Here is an 18765-nt window from a genome sequence, read left to right as displayed (position 1 = left end):
CCTGGTCGGCTCGCTGCTGTGCGGCCTGGCGTGGAGCATGCCGACCCTGATCGTGTTCCGGCTGGTCCAGGGGCTCGGTGCGGGTGCGATCGGACCGATCGGGATGACCATCCTGGGCGACATCTACTCGCTCCAGGAGCGAGCCACCGTGCAGGGCTACCTCGCGAGCGTGTGGGCGATGGCCGCGCTGATCGGTCCGACCCTCGGCGGCGTCTTCTCCGACTCGATCGGCTGGCGGTGGATCTTCTTCGTCAACCTCCCTCTCGGGGCAGCGGCCATGTGGGTCCTGTGGAGCAGGTTCCACGAGAAGATCGAGCGTCGCCGGCACCGCATCGACTATCTGGGCGCGCTGCTGCTCGGCGGGGGCGGGACCCTGCTCCTGCTGGCGCTGCTCGAGGGTGGCGTGCAGTGGGCCTGGGACTCGGCGGCGAGCATCGCGCTCTTCACGGCAGCGGTCGTCGCGCTGTCGGTCTTCGTGGTCGTCGAGCGCCGGGCGAGTGAGCCGGTGCTGCCGCTGTGGGTCTTCCGGATGCGCGTGCTGAACGTCGCCAACGCGGGCTCGCTGGTCGTCGGCGTGATGATGATGGGGCTGTCGTCCTACGTCCCGCTGTTCTGCCAGACGGTGCTCGGGAGGGGCGCGGTCGTCGCGGGGCTGGTCCTGGCGGCGATGACCATCGGGTGGCCGATCGCGGCGGCGACCGCGGGCCGGCTCTACCTGGGCGTCGGCTTCCGGTTCACCTTGCTGCTGGGCGCCGTCGTCACCGTCCTCGGCGCCGCGATCCTGGTGACGGTGAACGGCGACAGCTCGCTGTTCCGTCTCGCGCTGGCGTGCTTCGTGATGGGCATCGGCTTCGGGTACGTCGCCTCGCCGGCGGTGGTGGCGACGCAGACCGCGGTCTCCTGGGCTCAGCGCGGCGTGGCCACCGGCGCCAACATGTTCGGCCGCTCGGTGGGCAGCGCGGTGGGGGTCGCAATCTTCGGGGCGGTCGTCAACGGGCGGGTGAGCGGCCGGCTGGGCACGGCGAACCCCGACCTCAGCCACGTCTCCGCCCCGGTCCTCGAGCCCGCCGTGCACGCGGTGTTCGTGGTCAGCCTGCTCATCTCGGTGGCCCTGCTGCTGATCGGCTCCCTGATGCCGAAGCACGTCACCGAGCCCGACGCCGTCGATGGATAGTACGGATCAGGAGACTGGTCCGGACGGCCCACTGGCCAGCCGCATGATCCGTACTATCGCTTGGGGGGTGGGCTGGGGTCAGGGGGGTCTAGCGCGGCGCTGCGTCTTCGGTCCTCCGCTCACCCGGCCTCGACGGTCTGCTCGTGCACGACGGCGCGGCCGAGGCTGACCGGGGCCAGTCCCGCCTCCGAGACGCGGTCGAGGACGGCGCGCGTGAGGGCGACCCGGTCCAGGCCCCGGGGTGGCGGGCCGTCGTCCACACCGTCGCGGGCGTCGGCGAAGCCGTCGTGCAGGAGGAGTACGGCGCCCTGCGGGTCGGCAGCGCGCAGCTCGGCGAGGTTCTCCTCCTGCGTGTGCGTCTCCCAGTCCAGGCAGGTGAGGTTCCACAGCACCGGCGCGAGCCCGGCGTCCCGCGCCGCCTGCCAGGACGCGAGGTCCTGGTCGCCGTACGGCGGTCGCGACCAGCGCACCGCGACACCGGCGAGGTCCTCGAGCTCGGCCCTGCCGTCACGGAAGCGAGCGGCGTGCGCATCGGGTGGGAGGCTGGTGAGGCGCTGGTGGTCGAGGCCGTGCAGGCCCACCTCGTGGCCGGCGGCCAGGGTCTCGCCCAGCAGCCCGGGACACTGCCTGACCCGCGTCAGCAGGACGAAGAACGTCGCGGTGGCGCCGGCCTCGGCGAGCACCGTCAGCAGCCGGTCGGTGACCCCGGGCGTCGGGCCGTCGTCGTAGGTGAGGACGAACGACGGGCTCGGGCGCCGGAGCGAGACGACCGAGCTGCATGGGGTCGGTGCGGTGCTCACAGGCCCGGATCACCCGGGAGCCGGCCGTGGATGTGGCAGTCGTCGCGCCCGGTGCCCCCCGGGACGGCGTACGCCGAGCGCGCCGTGCCCTCGTAGCCGAAGCCCGCGGCCTCCGCGACCCGGCAGGAGGCGAGGTTGCGCACGGAGTGCTCCAGCTGGACGCGCATCAGGCCACGCCGCTCGAAGGCCCAGCCGGTGACGGCGTCGACCATCTGGCGCGCGACGCCCCGGCCGCGGGCCGCAGGCATGGTGCGGTAGCCGATCTTGGCGACCGCGTCGTCGAGGTCGATCGCGAAGAGGCTGACGTTGCCGACCATCAGCGAAGTCTCCCGGTCTACCGCGTGCCAGGTCGCGTGGGTGCCGTCCGACCAGTCGGCACTCTCGCGGCAGAACGCCTCGGCGGTGAGCAGGTCGGGACAGTCGCGGCCAGGGTTCCACCGCATCACGTCGGGGTCGTTGAGCAGCTCGAAGGCCGCGGGCGCGTCCTCGACCGCGGGCGGCCGGATCACGAGATCGGTGGTCTCGAGACGCTCCACGCCCTCACCCTAGTGTCGACGCGCCGGGCGCTACGTCGTGCGCAGCAGCACCCCGGCGTGCGGCGGCAGCGTGAGGACGCCGGCCGCGAGCGTGGCCCGCGTCGGGGTCGTGAACAGGATCTCGCCGGTCGCCGGCGCGGTCGAGGTCTCGGTGCCGAAGTTGACCGCGATCAGGAGCCCGCCGCGCGCCAGCTGGAACACCCGGGTCTGCTCGTCCGCCGTGGCGACCAGGCCCACGAACGACGGGTCCGCGAGCGCGGGCACGGTGCGACGCAGCTCGGCAAGGCGCTGGTAGCTGCCGAGCAGCAGGGCGTGCCGTCCCCGCCCGAGCTCGGACCAGTCGAGCTTCGACCGCTCGAACGTCGCCGGGTCCTGCGGGTCGGGGACCTCGGCGGCGTCCCAGCCCATCCGCTCGAACTCCTCCAGCCGCCCCTGGGCGGTGGCGCGCCCGAGCTCGGGCTCGGGGTGGGAGGTGAAGAACTGGAACGGCGTCGACGCGGCCCACTCCTCGCCCATGAACAGCATCGGCGTGAACGGCGCGCACAGGGTGAGCATCGCCGCGGACGCGAGCTGGTCGTCGTCGAGGTGCTCGGTCAGCCGGTCGCCGCGGGCACGGTTGCCGATCTGGTCGTGGTTCTGGCTGCACACCACCAGCCGCCAGGTCGGCATCCGCGCGGTGTCGACGGGGACGCCGTGGTCGCGTCTGCGGAACGACGACCAGGTCCCGTCGTGGAAGAAGCCCCGCTCGCACACCTTGGCCAGGGCCGACAGCGACGCGAAGTCGGCGTAGTAGCCGCTGGTCTCACCGGTCAGCGCGACGTGGAGGGCGTGGTGGAAGTCGTCACTCCACTGGGCGTCCAGCCCGTAGCCGCCACCCTCGCGGGGGGTGACCATCCTGGTGTCGTTGAGGTCGGACTCCGCGATCAGCGTCAACGGCCGGCCCAGGTGGGCCGAGAGCGCGGCCGTCTCCATCGCCATCTCCTCCTGGATGTGAAGGGGTGAGGCGTCCGACAGCGCATGCACGGCGTCCAGGCGGAGGGCGTCGACGTGGTAGTCGGCGAACCACATACGGACGTTGTCGAGGATGAACCGGCGCACCTCCGCGCAGCCCTCGTCGTCGAGGTTGACCAGGTCGCCCCAGGTGTTGCGGCCCTCCTTGAGGTAGGGGCCGAACAGCGGCAGATAGTTCCCCGAGGGGCCGAGGTGGTTGTAGACGACGTCCTGGACCACACCGAGGCCGGCCCCGTGGCAGGCGTCCACGAAGCGCTGGTAGGCCGCCGGGCCGCCGTACGCCTCGTGGACGGCGAACCAGCCGACCCCGTCGTATCCCCAGTTGTGGGTGCCGTTGAACGCGTTGACCGGCATCACCTCGATCAGGTCCACGCCGATGGAGCGCAGGTGGCCGAGCCTGCCGATCGCCGCGTCGAGGGTGCCGTCGGGGGTGAAGGTGCCGACGTGGAGCTCGTAGACCACCGACCCGGGCAGCTGCCGGCCGGTCCAGGCCTCGTCGGTCCAGCCGAAGGCGGCCGGATCGTAGGTCTGCGAGCGCTGGTGGACGCCCGCCGGCTGTCGCCGAGACCGCGGGTCGGGTCTGGGCGAGTCCGCATCGTCGATCAGGTAGCCGTAGTCGACACCTCTCTCCGCAGGATCGGGAACGTCGCCGTCGGGGACCCACCAGTCGCCCTCCTCGCGCCGCATCGCGACGATGGCATCGCCCACCGACAGGCGCATCCGACGGGCCCGCGGAGCCCACACCGCGAAGGCCGGGTGGCTGTGCGTCCACAGGCTCATGGGGTCTCCTCCCGGATCAGCAGGGCGACCGGGTAGTCGGCGAGCAGCTCGGACAGGCGAGCGTCTCCCGCGTGCTCGCGTCCGGTCAGCAGGTCGGCCCAGACACCGTCGGGGAGCGGGAGCACGGTCTCTCCCCAGCCTCGAGCCGCCAGGCCCACGGGAAGGCGGGTGGCCACGGTGAGCGCGCCGCCGCGGTCGAAGGCCACGACGTGGCCGGCCGCCTCGCCCCGCGCCTCGACGCCCGCGTAGGTCGCGAAGCGGTGCGGCTGGTTGCGGCTCAGGGTCAGCGCCACCTGGGTGAGGACGAGCTTGGCGTGACCCGGGTCGCCGGCGTGTGGTGTCAGCGGCGGCCGCTCGCCGGCAGCGACGCGGGCCAGCACCCCGCGCCGTACGTCGAAGTCGACCGGCCGGCGGTTGTCGGGATCGACCAGCGACTGCTCCCAGAGCTCGCTGCCCTGGTAGACGTCGGGGACGCCGGGGACCGTCAGCGCGATCAGCTTGGCGGCGAGGGCGTTGCTCCACCCTGGTGCCGCGACCTGGCTCACGACCTCGTCGAGGACCGCACTGACGGCCGGGACGTCGAACGCCGCGTCGACGGCGGCGTGCACCGCGCGCTCGTAGCCCTTGTCCGGAGCGGTCCACGTGGTGCGGTCACCGGCCTCGCGCATCGCCTTCTCGGCATAGGCGTGCAGCCGCTCCCGCGAGGCCGGCCAGGCGCCGACCACGGCCTGCCAGAGCAGGTTGCCGAACGACGGGTCCGGCAGGGGCGCCAGCGCCAGCAGGGTGTCGAGGGCGGCCGACCACACCGCAGGTAGCTCGGCCAGGACCGCGATCCGCGCCCGCACGTCCTCACCGCGCTTGGTGTCGTGGGTCGAGGTCGTCGTCATGGCCCGCGGCCACGTCCGCTGCCGAAGCGCCATCGCCTCGTGGAACGGCGCAGGCTCGATGGACCACTCGCTCGGGTCACCGCCGACCTCGGTCAGCGAGGTCAGCCGCGAGGTGCGGTAGAAGGCGCAGTCCTCGACGCCCTTGGCCATCACGGCGCCGGTGGTCTGCTCGAAGCGCTCGGCCACGGCGAGGTCCGGCTCGACCAGGAGCTGCCACCCGGCCTGGAGTGGCCGGACCAGGTCGGGCCGGCGCCGCCGTGCCTCGGCGAGCGCGTGGTCGAGGTGCTCGCGCCCCTGGGGCAGGTAGGAGCGGTACACCGGGAAGCAGGCAGCCAGCTCGGCGACCGCATCGACGAGAGCGCCCTCCTCGTCCAGCGGCGGGTCGAGACCGTCGGTGCCGCGGAGCTCGCGCACCACGCGCCGGATCTCCGAGCCGAGGATGCCGTCGGCCACGGCCCGCTTCGTGTCGTGGACGAGGTCGTGCCAGTCCAGCGGCCCGCCCCGGAGGCGCGTCTCGAGGGCCGTCAGCGGCGCGCATCCGGCCGGGTCGGTGAGGACCCGGTCGACCAGGCCGAGGACGTCGTAGCCGGTGGTGCCGGCCGTCGCCCACGAGGCGGGCAGCGTCTCGCCCGGCTCCAGGATCTTCTCGACCAGGACGTAGGCGCCGCCGGTCAGCTCGCCCAGGTCGTCGAGGTACGCCGCCGGGTCGCGCAGCCCGTCCGGGTGGTCGACGCGCAGCCCGTCGACGAGGCCCGCGTCGAACCAGCGGCGGATCTCCGCGTGCGACTCCTCGAGGACCCGGCGGTCCTCGACCCGCACGGCGGCCAGGGTGTTGACCGCGAAGAACCGGCGGTAGTTGAGCGCGGTGTCTGCCAGCCGCCACGAGACCAGCTCGTAGTGCTGCTCTGCGAGGGTCGTCGTCCCGGGCGCCAGCGGGAGCTCGTGCTCGTGGTACCGCACGACCCCGGCTGACCTGTCGACCTCGATCGCCGCTGCGTCGCCGTCCCCGACCACCGGGATGCGGACCCTGCCCGCTCCGGCCTCCCAGTCGACGTCGAAGGCGTCGGCGTGGGCGGAGGAGGGCCCGTGCAGCAGGAGGTCCCACCACCACGCGTTCTCGCGGGGCGTGGCGATCCCCATGTGGTTCGGCACGATGTCGACGAGCACGCCCATCCCCAGCCGTCGCGCTTCGGCGGAGACCGCGGCGAGCCCGGCCGCACCGCCGCGGTCGGGGTCGACCTCCGCGTGGTCGACGACGTCGTAGCCGTGGTCGCTGCCGGGCTCGGCCTTCAGCAGCGGTGAGAGGTAGACCCAGTCGACCCCGAGGTCGTGCAGGTAGGCCAGGGTCGCGGCCGCGTCGTGAAGCGTGAACCGTGCGTTGACCTGGAGGCGGTAGGTGCTCGCCGGAGCCGCGCTGGGTCCGGTGGTCATCCCGCCTGGCCCTTGTTGCCCTGTTCCTGCGCCGCGACGGACGCTGCGGCCGAGGAGTCCTGGGCGCTGGTCGGCGTCGTGTGCTCGCGCAGCACGAGCACGCTGCGGGCGCCGACCCTGGACCGGACGCCCGCGCGCATCGGGCCCTTGCGGCGCTTGACCTCACCGGTGTCGATGACGACGTCCCACGCAGCGGCGTACTCCTCGGGCGGCAGCACGAGCGGGGCGTCGTCGCCGGCGGCGTTGAAGTACAGCAGGAAGTGCTGGTCCGACACGTCCTGCCCGCGGGCGTCGGCACCGGCGATGCCGTGCCCGTTGAGGTACATGCCGATCGACCGGGCGTCGGGGGCCTGCCAGTCGGCGTCCTCCATCGCATGCCCGTCGAGGTGGAGCCAGACGATGTCGTTGAGACGCTCGCCCTCGCCGCTGCCCGTGCGCACCGTGTTGCCGGTGAAGAAGCGGCGCCGGCGGAACGTCGGGTGGTCGCGGCGGAGCCGGGCGACGTCGGCGGTGAACTCGACGAGCGGCTCGTCGAGGTCGTCCCAGTGCAGCCAGGACAGCTCGTTGTCCTGGGCGTAGGTGTTGTTGTTGCCCTGCTGGGTGCGGCCGCCCTCGTCTCCGTGCAGCATCATCGGCACGCCCTGGCTCAGCAGCAGGGTGGTGACGAAGTTGCGCTGCTGCCGGGCGCGGGCCGCCAGGATCGCCGGGTCGTCGGTGGGCCCCTCGACCCCGAGGTTCCACGAGCGGTTGTGGCTCTCGCCGTCGTTGTTGCCCTCGCCGTTGGCCTCGTTGTGCTTGTCGTTGTAGGAGACCAGGTCGCGCAGGGTGAAGCCGTCGTGGGCGGTGACGAAGTTGATCGAGGCGACCGGACGGCGTCCCGACTGCTCGTAGAGGTCGCTCGATCCGGCGAGCCGGCTCGCAAACTCGCCCAGGGACGCCTCGCCGCGCCAGAAGTCGCGCACCGTGTCGCGGTACTTGCCGTTCCACTCCGTCCACTGGGGCGGGAAGCCGCCGACCTGGTAGCCGCCCGGACCGACGTCCCACGGCTCGGCGATCAGCTTCACCTGGCTGACGACCGGGTCCTGCTGCACGAGCTCGAAGAACGTCGACAGCCGGTCGACGTCGTAGAACTCGCGCGCGAGCGCGGAGGCGAGGTCGAAGCGGAACCCGTCGACGTGCATCTCGGTCACCCAGAAGCGCAGCGAGTCCATGATCAGCTGGAGGGAGTGCGGATGCCGGACGTTGAGGCTGTTCCCGGTGCCGGTGTAGTCCATGTAGTAGCGCAGGTCGTCCTCGACGAGCCGGTAGTACGCCGGGTTGTCCAGGCCCTTGAAGCTCAGCGTGGGTCCGAGGTGGTTGCCCTCGGCGGTGTGGTTGTACACGACGTCGAGAATGACCTCGATCCCGGCGGCGTGCAGCGACCGGACCATCGACTTGAACTCCTGCACCTGCTGGCCGAGCTGGCCGGCGGCGGCGTAGTCAGCGTGCGGTGCGAGGAAGCCGAGGGTGTTGTAGCCCCAGTAGTTGCGCAGGCCCTTGTCGAGCAGCGTGCTGTCCTGGACGAACTGGTGGACCGGCATCAGCTCGATGGCGGTGATCCCGAGCCGGGTCAGGTGCTGGACGACGGCCGGGTGGGCGAGCCCGGCGTAGGTGCCGCGCAGCTCCTCGGGCACGCCCGGGTGGAGCTCGGTCAGGCCCTTGACGTGCGCCTCGTAGATCAGGGTCTCGTGGTAGGGCACGTTCAGGCGGCGGTCGCCCTCCCAGTCGAAGAACGGGTTGATCACCACCCCGAGCATCATGTGGGCACCGGAGTCGTCGTCGTTGTGCGAGTCGGGGTCGCCGAACTCGTAGCCGAACAGCGACCGGTCCCAGCTGATGTCACCGACCGTCGCCTTGGCGTAGGGGTCGAGCAGGAGCTTGGCCGGGTTGCACCGCAGCCCCTGGTCCGGCTCGTAGTCGCCGTGGACGCGGTAGCCGTAGCGCTGGCCGGGCTGCACCGCCGGCAGGTAGCAGTGCCACACGAACGCGTCGACCTCGGTCATCGCGACGCGGGACTCGGTGCGCTGGTCGTCGAAGAGGCAGAGCTCGATCGCCTCGGCCACCTCGCTGAAGACCGCGAAGTTGGTGCCCACGCCGTCGAACGTCGCGCCCAGCGGGTAGGCGCTGCCTGGCCAGACCTCCACGGAACCTCCCTGCTTCGACGCGCGTTACGCCGTACCCCCGATCCCACCACACCAGTCGGAGCCGACCCGCATCGCTCACCCCGAGGGGCAGGGGCTCAGAAGTCCTGCGGCTGGGTGAAGAAGCCGTGCGGGTCGTAGGTCGAGCGCACCATGGCCAGCTCGGCGGCGTTCGCGCCGAAGTAGGCCTGCTGGTAGTCGGTGATCGACGCGTCGGCGTAGTTGACGTAGGCGCCCGAGCCCCAGCTCGGGGTCATCGCCGACCTGAAGCCGCGGACGTAGGACGTCGCGGCTGTGGCCGCACCCGTGTCGTACGTCGCGGTGTACTGCACGGTGGCCAGCGCGCCACGATGCCCGAACGCCGTGCCGGCCGGTGAGATGTCGTTCACCGCGCCGCCGAGGGCGTCGATCGAGATCCCGGCCTCCTTCAGCCCGGTCTCCTGCGCGGCGTTGACGTGGTCGAGCAGCGGGCTCGTGTCGACGTGCGCGGAGGTGAGGACGTGCGACGTCGCGGCGAACGCCTCCCGGTCGAGCGAGCCGCCGGGTCCGGTGTGGCACTCGCCCACGGGGATGGACGAGCAGCCGGCGTAGGTGAGCATCGTCTCGAGGTAGGTCGCGGTGCTGCGGGAGTCGGTCGTCGGGGTCGGCACCGTCGACAGCAGCGGCTTCAGGGCGGCGTCCATCGACGACGCCGGCCCCGTCCAGGTCGCCGACATGAAGAGCGCCGGCCCCGACGGATGGCTCGCGCCGCCGAGCAGCTTCAGCGTCGCCCAGAGCCGTCGGTCCGCGCTCGGGACGGTCTCCAGGAAGCGCGGCACGACCTCACCCGCGGCGGAGAACGGCCAGGCGAGGTAGGCGCGGGCGATGGTGGGAGCGGCGAAGGTCTGGAACGTGAACGACGTGACCACCCCGAGGTGACCGCCGCCCCCACCGCGGAGTGCCCAGAACAGGTCCGCGCTCTCGCCGTCGGCGCCGCTGGCCCTCCGGACCGAGCCGTCGGCCGCGACGACCTCCATCCCCAGCACGGAGTCGCAGGTCAAGCCGTAGGCGCGCGTGAGCACACCGACCCCGCCACCTTGGGTGAGGCCCCCGATCCCCACGGTCGGGCAGGAGCCGCCGGCGATGCCACGGCCGTGGCTGCCCACGGCGTCGTACACCTGGACGAGCGAGGCGCCCGCGCCCACGAGGGCCTTCGTGCCGTCCCACTCGACCGTGTCGAGGGGTCGCACGTCGACCACGAGCGTTCCGTCGCCGGCCGACCAGCCGGGGTAGCTGTGGCCGCCCGAGCGGATCGCGACCGGCACGCCGTGGTCCTGGGCGAAGGCGAACGCCGTCGAGACGTCCTTGGCATCGGCCACCGACAGGACCGCGAGCGGCCGGGCGCCGTCGTACCGCGGGTTCTGGGTGAGGCGCACCGTGTCGTACGTCGACGAGCCGGGCCGGGCGAGGGTCCCGTCGACGTGCTTGGCGAGACGCTTCCAGTCGGCGCTCGTGGGCGCCGTGACCGACGAGCCGGACGAGGGGGCGACCGACGGCGCCGGGGTGTCCTGCGGGGGCGAGGCGTCCTTGGGAGCACAGGCCGCCAGCGCACCCGCAGACAGCGCGCCGGCTCCTCCGGCGAGCAGCGCCCGGCGGGCGACGTGTGCGGGCACCTCGCCAGCCTAGGACCGGGTGGGCTGCGGCCGGGGTTACCGCGACGTTACGCGGCGCCGCGACCCTCGTCGGAGACGAGGGAGGCACACACCATGAAGCGACCAACCATGTTCCTGTCCGCGGCCGGGCTCCTGCTCGCCCTGACCGCCTGCGGGGGAGGCTCGGGTGGGTCCGGGACGCCCGGCGCCGGCACCGACCCGAGCAAGGCGTTGGCCAGTCTCGCCGCTGCCGCGAGCGCAACCACGCCGGGCTCGGTCGACGTCTGCAAGGTGCTCCCGGCAGCCGACGTCAGCAGCATCACCGGCACGAGCTACACGAACACCAAGCCCAACTCCACGATGGGGCAGATCTTCGGCTGTGACTACAGCAACTCCCAGTACGCCCTTCTCCAGATCTCGGTGACGGTCGTCAACGGCGCCTTGGACTACCAGAGCGACACCGAGGCGATGGCCAGCCTCGAGAAGCCGATCCCGGTCAGCGGCGTCGGCGACAAGGCCTTCACCGTCACCGACCCGAAGGGCAACGCCGGAGCCGCCGGGGTGGCGGCGTTCGCGTCCTACGGCGCACTCTTCGGCGACCAGTACATCAAGATCGGCGGCTCCTACGTGACCCCGGACCAGGGCAAGCAGATCGTCGAGGAGATCCACGGCGCCCTGTGACGGGATCGAGTTCGGAGCTCTCGAAGGGGCTCGAACTGGCGTGCTGACACGTGGCCCAGACAACGGGCTCCCTGAGTTCGACGAGGCATCGGCGTCCTGGCTGTTCCCGCTGCTGTGGATGATGAGGTGGCGGTACAAGAAGGAGCAAGGAGATGCCACGGTCACCTACAGGGGCTTCTTCGATGGGCCGGTCGAGATCCCCAACCCGCACGGATACGTCGTGCGCTACCAGGTCGGCCAGGTCTTCACCGACGGCGTGGAGCGGGTCAGGCTCCAGGGCAGTCGGCTCGCCGTGCTGCGCAAGGTCGAGATCGCCGGTCCGCACCGTCGGCCGGGGTCATGGGAGGTCTCCGACGGATATCCACCGACCAAGCCGGGGCTCGGAACCGCTCGTCCCGGGCGTCGGCGCCCCTCTGGCCACCGGTGACGTCGGCAGCCTGCTGCTCAGCGGGTTGAAGGTCGTGAGGCCGGGGCTGGGGATCCGGACCGGGCTCGACGTGTACTACACAGTGGGGGGCGAGAAGTACGTCGCGTCCTATCCGGCGTCGATCGCCAACTGTCCCCAGGGCATGACCGACGACCAGTGCCAAAGCGCCTACCTGAAGGTGGCGGAGAAGTGGAAGAGAAGTGAACCGAGCCTTGCCTTGCTTGCGGGGCACCCTGGCTGCTCGGAAGACTCGGCCGGGTGAGCACGGAGATCGGGACCGACGAGGAGCCCTCGCACTGGCACGACGACATCGGCGAGGACGTCGGCAACCGGCTCAACTGGCTGCGAGCCGGCGTGCTCGGAGCGAACGACGGGATCGTGTCGGTGGCCGGGATCGTGATGGGTGTCGCGGGAGCCACGTCGGAGCGGTCTCCGGTGCTGGTCGCGGGCATCGCCGGGCTCGTGGCGGGAGCCCTCAGCATGGCGGCCGGTGAGTACGTCTCGGTCTCGACCCAACTCGACTCCGAGCGCGCGATGCTCGCGATGGAGGCCGAGGAGCTCGAGCGGATGCCGAAGACCGAGCTGCGCGAGCTGGCCCAGATCTACGAGCGCAAGGGCCTCAGCCACGAGCTGGCCCAGCAGGTCGCGTCGCAGCTGACCGAGCACGACGCCCTGGGTGCCCACGCCGAGGCGGAGTTCGGCATCGACAAGGACAACCTCACCAACCCGTGGAGCGCCGCTCTCGCCTCGATGGTCTCCTTCACCGTCGGCGCGCTGCTGCCGCTGCTCGTGATCACCCTGGCTCCGCACGCCCTGCGCATCTGGTCGACGGTCGTGGCGGTGGCTGCGGCCCTCGGGGTCGCCGGCTTCGCCAGCGCCCGGCTCGGCTACAGCCCGTGGGGACGCGCGGTCCTGCGCAACGTCGGCGGCGGGCTCGTGGCGATGGGGATCACCTATGCCGTCGGTGCGATCGTCGGGCCGCACGTCTGACGGGCCCGGGCAGATGCGGGCCTTCGTCGCGGTGGTGCCGCCGGCCGAGGTGGTCGAGCACCTCGACGCGTTCCTCGACGTACGCCGCGAGGCGGCGGCGTTCCGCTGGGCGCCGCCGGAGCAGCTCCACGTGACCCTGGCCTTCCTGGCCGAGGTCGCGCAGCGCCGTCTGGACGAGCTGGTGGAGCGGCTCGGACGTGCCGCGGCTCGACGCTCGGCGTTCACCGCCGCGATCGCCGGTGGCGGCGCCTTCCCCGACGTCGCGCGGGCCCGCGTGCTGTGGACCGGTCTGGAGCTCGACGAGCCGGGTCGCACCGAGCTGCCGCGCCTGGCAGCCGGGGCCCGCGCGGCCGCGAGCCGGTCCGGCGTACCCGTCCACGGCCAGCGGTTCCGGCCGCACGTGACCCTCGCCCGGCTCGGGCGTCCCGCCGAGGTCACGGCCTGGGTCCGGCTCCTCGACGCCTATCGCGGGCCGAGCTGGGAGGTCGGCACCATCGCCCTCGTCGCGTCGTACCCGGGTGAGGGTCCACGGGGTCGTCCGCGCCACGAGACCGTGGAGGAGTTCGCGCTTTCGCGGTGAGGTGGTTGTGGTGCGCGGGTCTGCGTGCCCTAGGTTCGGCTGCGTGAAGATCGCAGTGGCGAAGGAGACCCGCGACGGCGAGGCGCGGGTCGCGCTGGTGCCGGAGCTGGTCGGCAAGCTCACCGCGCTGGGGTACGACGTGCTGGTCGAGCCCGGCGCGGGGCTGTCGGCGTTGATCTCCGACCAGGAGTACACCGGGGCCGGCGCCGAGATCGACGAGACGGCGCTGGCCGATGCCGAGCTGGTCGTGTCGGTCCAGCCGCTGGACGCCGAGCAGATCCGGCGGCTCCGGCGCGGGACCACCACCGTCTCGTTCCTCCCGGTCAACCAGGCGCAGACCACCGTCGCCGACCTGCGCGACGCGGGGATCACCGCGCACGCGGTGGAGCTGATCCCGCGGATCTCGCGAGCCCAGTCGATGGACGCGCTCAGCTCCCAGGCCCTGGTCTCCGGCTACCGCTGCGCGATCGTCGCCGCCGGCATGCTGCGCCGCTTCCTGCCGCTGAACATGACCGCGGCGGGCACCATCCAGGCCGCCGACGTCGTCGTCCTCGGCGCCGGCGTCGCCGGCCTCCAGGCGATCGCGACCGCCAAGCGTCTCGGCGCGGTCGTCCGGGCCTACGACGTGCGCGCCGCGGCGGCCGAGGAGATCAGGTCGATGGGCGCCAAGGCGATCGAGCTGGAGCTGGAGACCCTCGAAGGTGCCGGCGGCTACGCCCGCGAGATGACCGAGGACCGCGCGGATCGGCAGCGCGACCTGCTCACGCCGTACATCGCGGCGGCCGACGCGCTGATCACCACCGCCGCGGTGCCGGGGCGGACGGCACCGCTCCTGGTCACCCGCGAGATGGTCGAGCAGATGAGTCCGGGCTCGGTGGTCGTCGACCTCGCCGCGGAGAGCGGCGGGAACGTCGAGGGGTCGGTGGCCGGCGAGGTGGTGCGGATCGGCAACGCGCAGGTCTGGGGCGGCCGCAACGTCCCGAGCCAGATGCCCGGACCGGCCTCGCGGCTGTACGCGCAGAACGTCGTCAACCTGGTGACCCTGATGACCGGCAAGGACGACGACGGCAACGGGGTCTTCGCCCCCGACTACGCCGACGAGATCCTGTCGGGAAGCTGCGTGACCCAGGACGGCCGGATCGTGCACGACGCCACGCGCCGGGCCATCGAAGGACCAGACGAGCAGTCCGTCACCCAGGAGGCCGGCCAGTGATCCTCGCCACCGGAGTCGTCTGGCTGACGATCTTCGTGCTCAGCGTCTTCGTCGGCATCGAGGTGATCTCGAAGGTCTCCTCCACCCTGCACACGCCGTTGATGTCCGGCGCGAACGCCATCCACGGGATCATCCTGCTCGGCGCGATCCTGGTCACCGGCACGACCGACAACAACATTGCGCTGGCCGTCGGGCTGGTGGCGATCGTGCTGGCGGCGGTGAACATGGTCGGCGGCTTCGTGGTCACCGACCGGATGCTCCAGATGTTCACGCGCCGCCGGCCACCGCCGAAGTCCGGGAGCGACCAGGGCGGGGTCGCCTGATGCCCACCTGGATCCAGCTGGTGTTCCTGGCCTGCGGCGTCTGCTTCATCCTGGCGCTCAAGGGGCTGTCCGGCCCGCGCACCGCGCGCAACGGCAACCTCATCGGCGCAGCCGCGGCGGTCGTCGCCTGCGTGATGCCGTTCTTCTGGACCGACCTGCATCTCAGGCACGTCCCCCTGATCATCGCGGCGATCGCGATCGGCACCGTCGGTGGCGTGTACGGCGCGCGCACCGTGCAGATGACCCAGATGCCGCAGATGGTGGCGCTCTTCAACGGTGTCGGCGGCGGAGCCGCGGCACTGGTGGCGCTGCTGGAGCTGCACGAGGTCATCGAGACGGGCGGCGACGCACCGTGGTTCAACCTGGCCGCGACGGCGTTCACGATCGTCGTGGGCTCGATCTCCTTCGCCGGCTCGGTGGTGACGTTCGCCAAGCTCCAGGAGCTGATGACCTCGCGCCCGGTCGTCTTCCCCGGGCTGCGCTACGTCTTCCCGATCGCCGTCGGGGCCGCCCTGGTGCTGGGCGTCCGCGTGGCCATCGACCCGCACATGTGGATCGCCATCCTGCTCGGACTGCTCGGACTGCTCGTGGGGGCGCTGCTGGTCCTGCCGGTCGGGGGTGCCGACGTCCCGATCGTGATCTCGCTGTTGAACGCCTTCACGGGTCTGACGGTCGCGGCCGGGGGCTATGTGCTCTCCAATGTCCTGCTGCTGATCGCCGGCACGCTCGTCGGCGCCTCCGGCACCTTCCTCACGCTGCTGATGGCCGGTGCCATGGGGCGCTCGGTGGCCAACATCCTGTTCGGTGCGCTGAAGGGCGGGTCCACGCTCGGCTCCGGCGAGGCCAGCGACCGCCCGGTCCGAAGCGTCACCCCCGAGGACGCCGCGATCATGCTCGGGTACGCCGACCGCGTGATCGTCGTCCCCGGCTACGGCCTCGCCGTCGCCCAGGCACAGCACACGCTCCGCGAGCTGGTCGACGTCCTGGGAGCCAAGGGCATCCAGGTCGACTACGCCATCCACCCGGTGGCCGGCCGGATGCCCGGCCACATGAACGTCCTGCTCGCCGAGGCGCAGGTGCCCTACGAGCAGCTGCGCGAGATGGACGACATCAACGGCGACTTCAAGGAGGCCGACGTCGTCCTGGTCGTCGGTGCGAACGACGTCGTCAACCCGGCGGCGAGGACGACGCCGGGTGCCCCGATCTACGGGATGCCGATCCTCAACGCCGACCAGGCCAGGCAGGTCATCTTCATGAAGCGGTCGATGCGGCCGGGCTTCGCCGGCATCGAGAACGAGCTGCTCTTCGACGAGAGGACCGCGCTCCTCTTCGGCGATGCCAAGGACTCCATGGGCAAGCTCCTCAACGCCGTGAAGGCCCTCTGAACCCCGCCGGCTGTGACCAAACGGCCTGGTGGGTCGTTGACCCGGCATGAGCCAGAACGACGACGATGAGCCGATGCTGCGCCCCGACGGCCATCGGTACCAGAAGCCCGAGTCGCGGGAGACGACGATCAACAAGGAGGTCGTGTACGCCGTCCTCGGCGTGCTGGTGGTGATCATCGCGATCCTGATCGCGACCGGCGCCGTCCCCATCTTCCCGGGCGGCTGAACGCGAACCTCGGCTACTCGGCGAGCCCGTAGAGGCGGTCGCCGGCGTCGCCGAGCCCGGGCACGATGTAGCCCTTCTCGTTGAGCCGCTCGTCCATCGCGGCCGTGACCACCGTGACGGGGACGTCGAGCTCCTCCAGCTCCTGCTCCAGGCGTCGACATCCCTCGGGCGCGGCCAGGAGGCAGATCGCGGTGATGTGGTCGGCGCCACGGTCGGTGAGGAAGTGGATGGCTGCCGCGAGGGTGCCGCCGGTGGCGAGCATCGGGTCGAGCACGTAGCACTGGCGTCCGGCGAGGTCGTCGGGGAGGCGCTCGGCGTACGTCGAGGCCTGCAAGGTCTCCTCGTTGCGCACCATCCCCAGGAAGCCGACCTCGGCGGTCGGGAGCAGCTTCATCATCCCCTCGAGCATGCCGAGTCCGGCCCGCAGGATCGGCACCACCATCGGCTGCGGCGAGGACAGCCGCACCCCGGTCGTCGGCGACACCGGCGTGGTGATCTGGTAGGGCTCGACGCGCACGTCGCGGGTGGCCTCGTAGGCCAGCAGGGTCACCAGCTGGTCGACCAGCCGGCGGAACGTCGGCGAGTCGGTCCGCTCGTCGCGCAGGGCTGTCAGCTTGTGGGCGACCAGTGGGTGGTCGACGACGATCGTGCGCATGGCCGAACCCTAGTAGGACGCCGCCGCACCGCGCCGGAACAGGCTTGGCACCGCTGGGAGCCTCTGTCACCCTGGACACGTCCGGATCAGGCGTGCAGATCGGAGGTGGCCGTGAGCGAGCAGATCGAGGGCATCGACTTCGCGCTGGCGGCCTATCGCGAGGAGGGCGAGTGGCAGGTCGTCGAGCTGGCGCACGACGTCCTGGCCGACGTCCCGAGCCTGTGCTCCGCGCTGCGCCGCTTCCCCGGTGACGGCGGTGCGATCGGCATGGTCGCCATCGACGAGGACTTCTTCGTAGTCGTCCGGGTCGCCGGCCCGTCGGTGCGGATCCTGCTCTCCGACGTGACCGCCGCCGAGGAGTGGGAGCTGGCCCGGTCGGCGGTCGCCGAGCTCGGGCTGCCGGAGCCGGAGGACGAGGACGAGCAGGCGCCCGCGGGCGACCTCGACCTCCTCGGCGACCTCGGGATGGCCGCGATGGACATGGGCGTCCTCCTCGACGACTTCGACCTCTACCCCGACGAGATGCTGTCCGACGTAGCCCGCCGCCTCGGCTTCGGGCCCCTGTTCGACGAGGCCGCGGGCCTCACCTCGGCCTGAGCGTCGTCCGTGTCGCTCACGAGGTACGACGAGGCGATGGGCGTCGCCCTCGACGAGGCGCGGCGTTCGCTGGAGTCCGACGACGTGCCGGTCGGTGCGGTGGTGCTCGACGCATCAGGCGAGCCGGTCGGTCTCGGGCGCAACGTGAGGGAGCGGGACGGCGACCCGACGGGCCACGCGGAGCTCGTCGCCTGCCGTCAAGCGGCGCAGGCCCTGGGGGACTGGCGGCTCTGCGGATGCACCCTCGTGGTGACCCTGGAGCCCTGCACGATGTGTGCCGGCGCGATCGTCCTCGCCCGCCTCGACCGCCTGGTCTTCGGCGCCTTCGACGCCAAGGCCGGGGCGGTCGGCTCGCTGTGGGACGTCGTCCGCGACCGACGGCTCAACCACCGTCCCGAGGTCGTCTCCGGGGTCCGCGCCGTGGAGTGCACAGCGCTGCTGGAGGATTTCTTCGCGCGTCGGCGCCTCGGGTAGCCTCTCCGGCGGTGGCGTGTCCGAGCGGCCTAAGGAGAACGCCTCGAAAGCGTTTGTGGGCGCAAGTCCACCGCGGGTTCAAATCCCGCCGCCACCGCCACATGCCTTCGGCGTCGCCCTGAGTCCGGGTGGCCCTGGCCGCCTGGATCCGCCTGGATCCGCCGATCGCGGGTTCGCGCGCGCGGGTTTCGCGGGCCCAGCGCCGCGACCTCCCCTCGACATCCGGTCCACTCCTGATCATCATGTGAGCCAGGTCACTGGGAGGGGCATCATCATGAACACCAGACTCATGCTTGCCGCGGGGGCGGCGCTGGTCCTGGCCGGAGCCGGGACGGGGTACGCCGTCGCGGCCTCGACCGACGGTCCGCCGGGACAGGGGACGCTGTCGGAGGGCTACTCCGTCCCGGGCCCGTTCTCCGGAGCGGAGGCCTCGACCGCCGGCACCGCGGTCATCCCGGCCGGTTCGAAGAAGGGCAGGATCAGGGTTCGGCTGCCGGCGTTCACCATCCCCAACGCCGGCGGTGGACAGGACGAGAACCACGCGGTCGTCACGGTCGAGGGGAGCACCAGCGGCATCTGGGTGACCAGCGCCCACGTGACCCCGGCGGTCTCGGGCTACGACCGGTCGAACGGGACGCTGGTCGTGCGGCTCAACAGGAGGGCGCCCGTGGACGTCCACGTCGCCTACTGGACGTTCGGCGTCTTCCAGGACTAGCGACCTGTCCCGCTCGACCCCTGCCGAGGTGGATGCGCCCGCCCCGCCGCCGGAGACTCGATGCCACGA

General features: G+C 71.8%; 19 protein-coding genes and 1 tRNA gene. 13 read left to right on the top strand and 7 right to left on the bottom strand.

Annotation, left to right across the window (positions count from 1 at the left end):
* On the top strand, positions 1-1174 hold a 1174-nt coding region (locus VHW64_RS03175; RefSeq protein ID WP_329649057.1), incomplete at its 5' end, for an MFS transporter.
* 119 nt (positions 1175-1293) lie between these two features.
* On the opposite strand, the gene VHW64_RS03170 is transcribed toward VHW64_RS03175, so the two are convergent.
* The 6 genes from VHW64_RS03170 to VHW64_RS03145 form a co-directional block, all read right to left on the bottom strand.
* On the bottom strand, positions 1294-1974 hold the full coding sequence (locus VHW64_RS03170) for a polysaccharide deacetylase family protein (protein WP_329649056.1): 681 nt from the start codon (positions 1972-1974) through the stop codon (positions 1294-1296).
* Entirely contained in the window at positions 1971-2510 is a 540-nt protein-coding gene (locus VHW64_RS03165) for a GNAT family N-acetyltransferase (protein WP_329649055.1), read from the bottom strand. The genes VHW64_RS03170 and VHW64_RS03165 overlap by 4 nt, the downstream gene beginning before the upstream one ends.
* 30 nt (positions 2511-2540) lie before the next feature.
* Positions 2541-4301: a malto-oligosyltrehalose trehalohydrolase gene (gene treZ / locus VHW64_RS03160; RefSeq protein WP_329649054.1), complete on the bottom strand. Its 1761-nt coding sequence runs from the start codon at positions 4299-4301 to the stop codon at positions 2541-2543.
* Positions 4298-6619, bottom strand: a complete 2322-nt coding sequence (gene treY, locus VHW64_RS03155) for a malto-oligosyltrehalose synthase (RefSeq protein WP_329649053.1) — start codon at positions 6617-6619, stop codon at positions 4298-4300. Before treY ends, treZ begins: the two co-directional genes overlap by 4 nt.
* Positions 6616-8802, bottom strand: a complete 2187-nt coding sequence (gene glgX, locus VHW64_RS03150) for a glycogen debranching protein GlgX (protein ID WP_329649052.1) — start codon at positions 8800-8802, stop codon at positions 6616-6618. Before glgX ends, treY begins: the two co-directional genes overlap by 4 nt.
* A gap of 95 nt (positions 8803-8897) precedes the next feature.
* On the bottom strand, positions 8898-10451 hold the full coding sequence (locus VHW64_RS03145; RefSeq protein ID WP_329649051.1) for an FAD-dependent oxidoreductase: 1554 nt from the start codon (positions 10449-10451) through the stop codon (positions 8898-8900).
* Between the two features lie 93 nt (positions 10452-10544).
* On the opposite strand from VHW64_RS03145, the gene VHW64_RS03140 reads away from it, so the two are divergent.
* The 8 genes from VHW64_RS03140 to VHW64_RS03105 all read left to right on the top strand — a co-directional run bounded on the left by VHW64_RS03140 (position 10545) and on the right by VHW64_RS03105 (position 16255).
* Positions 10545-11111 (top strand): DUF3558 family protein, encoded by a 567-nt coding sequence (locus tag VHW64_RS03140; protein WP_329649050.1) that lies wholly within the window; start codon positions 10545-10547, stop codon positions 11109-11111.
* A 40-nt stretch (positions 11112-11151) separates the two neighbouring features.
* Positions 11152-11538 carry a hypothetical protein gene (locus VHW64_RS03135; protein ID WP_329649049.1) on the top strand — a complete coding sequence of 129 codons (387 nt, stop codon included), beginning with the start codon at positions 11152-11154 and terminating at the stop codon, positions 11536-11538.
* Between the two features lie 258 nt (positions 11539-11796).
* On the top strand, positions 11797-12528 hold the full coding sequence (locus VHW64_RS03130; RefSeq protein ID WP_329649048.1) for a VIT family protein: 732 nt from the start codon (positions 11797-11799) through the stop codon (positions 12526-12528).
* Between the two features lie 13 nt (positions 12529-12541).
* A complete protein-coding gene (thpR, locus tag VHW64_RS03125; RefSeq protein ID WP_329649047.1) occupies positions 12542-13108 on the top strand; it encodes an RNA 2',3'-cyclic phosphodiesterase in 567 nt (188 codons plus the stop codon).
* Between the two features lie 43 nt (positions 13109-13151).
* Complete coding sequence (locus VHW64_RS03120) at positions 13152-14321, top strand: NAD(P) transhydrogenase subunit alpha (RefSeq protein ID WP_329649046.1); 1170 nt, start codon at positions 13152-13154, stop codon at positions 14319-14321.
* Complete coding sequence (locus tag VHW64_RS03115) at positions 14318-14644, top strand: NAD(P) transhydrogenase subunit alpha (RefSeq protein ID WP_329649045.1); 327 nt, start codon at positions 14318-14320, stop codon at positions 14642-14644. The genes VHW64_RS03120 and VHW64_RS03115 overlap by 4 nt, the downstream gene beginning before the upstream one ends.
* Positions 14641-16029, top strand: coding sequence for an NAD(P)(+) transhydrogenase (Re/Si-specific) subunit beta (locus tag VHW64_RS03110; RefSeq protein ID WP_414690441.1), 1389 nt, complete (start codon positions 14641-14643; stop codon positions 16027-16029). Before VHW64_RS03115 ends, VHW64_RS03110 begins: the two co-directional genes overlap by 4 nt.
* Before the next feature lie 46 nt (positions 16030-16075).
* On the top strand, positions 16076-16255 hold the full coding sequence (locus VHW64_RS03105; RefSeq protein ID WP_329649043.1) for a hypothetical protein: 180 nt from the start codon (positions 16076-16078) through the stop codon (positions 16253-16255).
* A gap of 13 nt (positions 16256-16268) precedes the next feature.
* Here VHW64_RS03105 and upp read toward each other — a convergent pair whose 3' ends face one another.
* Positions 16269-16910 (bottom strand): uracil phosphoribosyltransferase, encoded by a 642-nt coding sequence (gene upp / locus VHW64_RS03100; protein ID WP_329649042.1) that lies wholly within the window; start codon positions 16908-16910, stop codon positions 16269-16271.
* Positions 16911-17021: 111 nt separating this feature from the next.
* On the opposite strand from upp, the gene VHW64_RS03095 reads away from it, so the two are divergent.
* From VHW64_RS03095 to VHW64_RS03080, 4 genes are all read left to right on the top strand, one after another.
* Entirely contained in the window at positions 17022-17507 is a 486-nt protein-coding gene (locus VHW64_RS03095; protein ID WP_329649041.1) for a tRNA adenosine deaminase-associated protein, read from the top strand.
* A gap of 36 nt (positions 17508-17543) precedes the next feature.
* Positions 17544-17981, top strand: a complete 438-nt coding sequence (locus VHW64_RS03090) for a nucleoside deaminase (RefSeq protein ID WP_329649058.1) — start codon at positions 17544-17546, stop codon at positions 17979-17981.
* Between the two features lie 10 nt (positions 17982-17991).
* Positions 17992-18081: transfer RNA gene (locus VHW64_RS03085), tRNA-Ser, on the top strand.
* A 174-nt stretch (positions 18082-18255) separates the two neighbouring features.
* Complete coding sequence (locus VHW64_RS03080) at positions 18256-18696, top strand: hypothetical protein (protein ID WP_329649040.1); 441 nt, start codon at positions 18256-18258, stop codon at positions 18694-18696.
* Positions 18697-18765 lie beyond the last annotated feature (69 nt).

It is taken from the genome of Nocardioides sp. (assembly GCF_036267815.1).
In the GTDB taxonomy this organism is placed as follows: Bacteria; Actinomycetota; Actinomycetes; order Propionibacteriales; family Nocardioidaceae; genus Nocardioides.
This window is presented reverse-complemented; position numbering and strand designations above follow the sequence as displayed.